Source organism: Clostridium sp. AF15-41 (genome assembly GCF_003604095.1).
In the GTDB taxonomy this organism is placed as follows: domain Bacteria; phylum Bacillota; class Clostridia; order Lachnospirales; family Lachnospiraceae; genus Coprococcus.
The window spans coordinates 1-3,083 of the sequence record NZ_QTMQ01000006.1 but is presented as its reverse complement, the minus strand read 5'-3'; the positions used below and the strand labels follow the sequence as shown (position 1 = coordinate 3,083).

Annotated in this window: 5 protein-coding genes and 1 tRNA gene; 1 reads left to right on the top strand and 5 read right to left on the bottom strand. The window is 34.4% G+C overall.

The features are described 5' to 3' along the window. Positions 1-125 precede the first annotated feature (125 nt). The 4 genes from DWW43_RS05850 to DWW43_RS12025 form a co-directional block, all read right to left on the bottom strand. A complete protein-coding gene (locus DWW43_RS05850) occupies positions 126-347 on the bottom strand; it encodes a FeoA domain-containing protein (protein ID WP_243104406.1) in 222 nt (73 codons plus the stop codon). 203 nt (positions 348-550) lie between these two features. Continuing rightward, positions 551-862, bottom strand: coding sequence for a type II toxin-antitoxin system RelE/ParE family toxin (locus DWW43_RS05845; protein ID WP_117822564.1), 312 nt, complete (start codon positions 860-862; stop codon positions 551-553). Beyond that, positions 852-1,112 (bottom strand): type II toxin-antitoxin system Phd/YefM family antitoxin, encoded by a 261-nt coding sequence (locus tag DWW43_RS05840; RefSeq protein ID WP_117807451.1) that lies wholly within the window; start codon positions 1,110-1,112, stop codon positions 852-854. The genes DWW43_RS05845 and DWW43_RS05840 overlap by 11 nt, the downstream gene beginning before the upstream one ends. A gap of 272 nt (positions 1,113-1,384) precedes the next feature. After that, on the bottom strand, positions 1,385-1,603 hold the full coding sequence (locus DWW43_RS12025; RefSeq protein WP_133302403.1) for a hypothetical protein: 219 nt from the start codon (positions 1,601-1,603) through the stop codon (positions 1,385-1,387). A 259-nt stretch (positions 1,604-1,862) separates the two neighbouring features. Between DWW43_RS12025 and DWW43_RS05830 the strand changes: the two genes are divergently transcribed. Further along, the gene (locus DWW43_RS05830; protein WP_119963006.1) at positions 1,863-2,447 is read left to right on the top strand and encodes a hypothetical protein; all 585 of its coding nucleotides are present in this window, start codon (positions 1,863-1,865) and stop codon (positions 2,445-2,447) included. A gap of 469 nt (positions 2,448-2,916) precedes the next feature. Here DWW43_RS05830 and DWW43_RS05825 read toward each other — a convergent pair. After that, positions 2,917-2,987, bottom strand: a tRNA-Trp gene (locus DWW43_RS05825). Positions 2,988-3,083: the final 96 nt, after the last annotated feature.

Below are 3,083 nucleotides of genomic sequence, written 5' to 3'. Positions count from 1 at the left end.
CAAATAATTGATATATAAATAATAATATATATTATTTATTATTTCAACCAACTCATTTTCATTTAACGTTTACACAATAAAACATTTGCCCACGACTTCAAGAACAGTTATAAAAATTTTATCTCTTACTGTACATCCGGTTGGCACATCTTGATCCGTTCTGCCGCATCCTTGTTAATCGCAAGACATCTCCCGTGTACCCGGACAATCACATTTCCGAAAAATGATGATACTACCTGAACTTCGTCCCCTGTATCAAGCTGACAATCTCCAAATAATGCTTTATCTGCACAGTTCCACGCGATCGTTGAACAAAATCCATCCGCTGCATTTGATAATGACATCATAATAACCACCCTTTCTTCTAACAAATATGTGTCAATCATCTGCTGATATATGCTCAGTATATCCCCGCTTATATAAATTATACTTCCGCACTCCCTGTGCAAGTCAATGCTAATTATTGTTCAATAATCTAATCTTTCTTATCAGAAACTAACTATCTGGTCAACCATGCTTTTGAAACCTTTTTGTTCACAAGTTCTGCTATTTATATTTTGTGTGAATAGTTCTCAAGTCGATGAAAAAAACCTAGAACATTCACAACATTTCCATCAATACTAAATACAACCACATAATTCATCTGTGGCACAACCACCTCATGGTATCCTTTTTGATCAAGAAAGTTATCTCTGCATCGTGGAAACTGCAATGGGTTTTCTTCCAATCTTTCATATATATCATTGATACTATCCAACAAGTGTCTGGCAGCCTGTTCATTCTTAAGTCGATAAAGCAAATAATAAACAAGTCTATCTAACAGTTTCTCTGCATGTTTTGTTATTCTCAAATTATAAGCCATACTTTCCCCTCGTTTCTTGAAGCGAGATTCTTGCATCCCTTACTTGACCTTTTCTTATCTGCTGTTCTGAAATTTCTATATCATGATACATCGCTATTCGATTCATAGTATTTTCGTAATTCTCCATACTCATAATAACCATATCACCATATCCATTTTTTGTAACATAAATTGGTTCTTCAGACTTGTGACACATATCTGATATCTCTGCTGTATTCTTTAATTCCTTAATTGGTATAATCTGTGGCATAATACCCACCTCCTACTTTATAATGGTATTATTATACCATAATTGTATTCTTTATAAAAGTAAATAACCGTAAAATAAACTACAATTCCTTTTCATTCTCTTGTTCCTCCTTCTTCTTCAAAAATCACCATAAAATTTAAAAATTATTTCTTTTTTTTCACATGACTTTTGACTCCTCCTTTGCTTAATTTCCCTTATATACAATGAAAAGAGTCAGTTACTTTTACATAACTGACTCTCATAAAGGTTTATATTATTTAGTTGTTGCCTATTTACTGTCTTGCACCGCATGTAGTACATTCTGTGTATAAATACTCATCCCATGCTTCTTTATCGATTATTGTTTGATCCTCATAAACGGCGTCATGATGTACTGTTTCTGTTACTGGGACATATTGAAAATAATATGAAGAACCCCCTCCTTGACAACTAAGAGTATGTGTGGAAATATAATCATCGGATGGGGAATAACCTGCTGCAGTAAAATCCATGTCGCACCCTCCACAAAACCAATGCTTTACTTCAGTGGTTACCTTCTCATCCCAAGCATCCTTAATCTTAACACTTTCCTTATGTGTTACCGCATCATGATGTTTCGTAACCTTTTTCCATGTATGTTTAGCACATTTTATTTTCACATTACATACATATGATTTTCCATTTGTTTGTAATATAAAGGTAACATGCAGTCATAAGTGGAAAGAAGTTAAGAAGTGGCATAAACCGGTAACCCATAAAGAGACTAAGAAAGTGCTTGTTAAGGATGCTTGGAATGAGAAGGTAACCGATACAGAATATCATTTGTTTTGTGCAGGATGTGGTATGGACTTTACCGCAGCAGGTTACACTCAAGAGGGTGATTTTATTAGTGTACACACTAGATCTTGTCAAGGTGGTTGTTCATATTATTTTGACGATGTTCCAGTAACCAAAACAGTACATCATGACGCAACATACAAAGATCAGGAAGTAACAGTAACAGATAAAGCAGGTTATTGGGAAGTAACCGGCTATAAGTGTTCATTATGTGGAGCAACAAAAAAAGAGCATCAGCATAATTGGGTAGGTACATGGCATGAAGCTAAAGTGAAGCCAGCATGGAGAGAAGAAGTTCATACAACAGAAAAACATGTTGTATGCAATGGTTGTGGAGAAGACTTCTATTTAACTGGTCATGCAGGGGACTATGATTATTATAATTATCATGTCGATTCTGTATGTCATTCATCTTATGCTACTAAAGATGTAGATATAGTAAAGTATATAGATCATCCAGAAGAGACAATTTCTCCAGGTTATTACACATATAAATGTTCATGCGGTGCTACAAAGTAAGTTAACAACTAAATAGTATAAACCTTTATGAGAGTCAGTTATGTAAAAGTAACTGGCTCTTTTCATTGTATATAAGGGAAACTAAGCAAAGGAGGAATCAAAAGTCATGTGAAAAAGAAATAATTTTTAAATTTTAAGGTGATTTTTGAAGAAGAAGGAGGAACAAGAGAATGAAAAGGAATTGTAGTAAGATACTTTCTTTTGTATTAGCAGTTTCTATGGTGTTGAGTAATTGTCCTACTGCTCTATTAAGTGATCTATATAATATGTGACGTGTGGAAGTCTTATTTACAATACGCTTTATTCTCCATTTTAATCTATGCCAATAATTGCCACATATTTACCACACTTTTGCCACACTTTTTTTTGATTTCAAGCCCTTTGAAACACTGTGAAACAACTTTTTTCGCAAAACAAAAAATAGCCTAAAAGCCAGCATTTATGCGACTTTCAAGGCTATTCCTAATAGCAGGGGATGAGAGAATCGAACTCCCACCAAAGGTTTTGGAGACCCCTATCATACCATTTGACCAATCCCCTATACTGCTTAAGTGTCCTAAATTGGGACACTTGACAGGTAGATGAAATATTTACTTTTCATGTACCTTCAGAATTTCATACAGAAAGTCTTGCGAC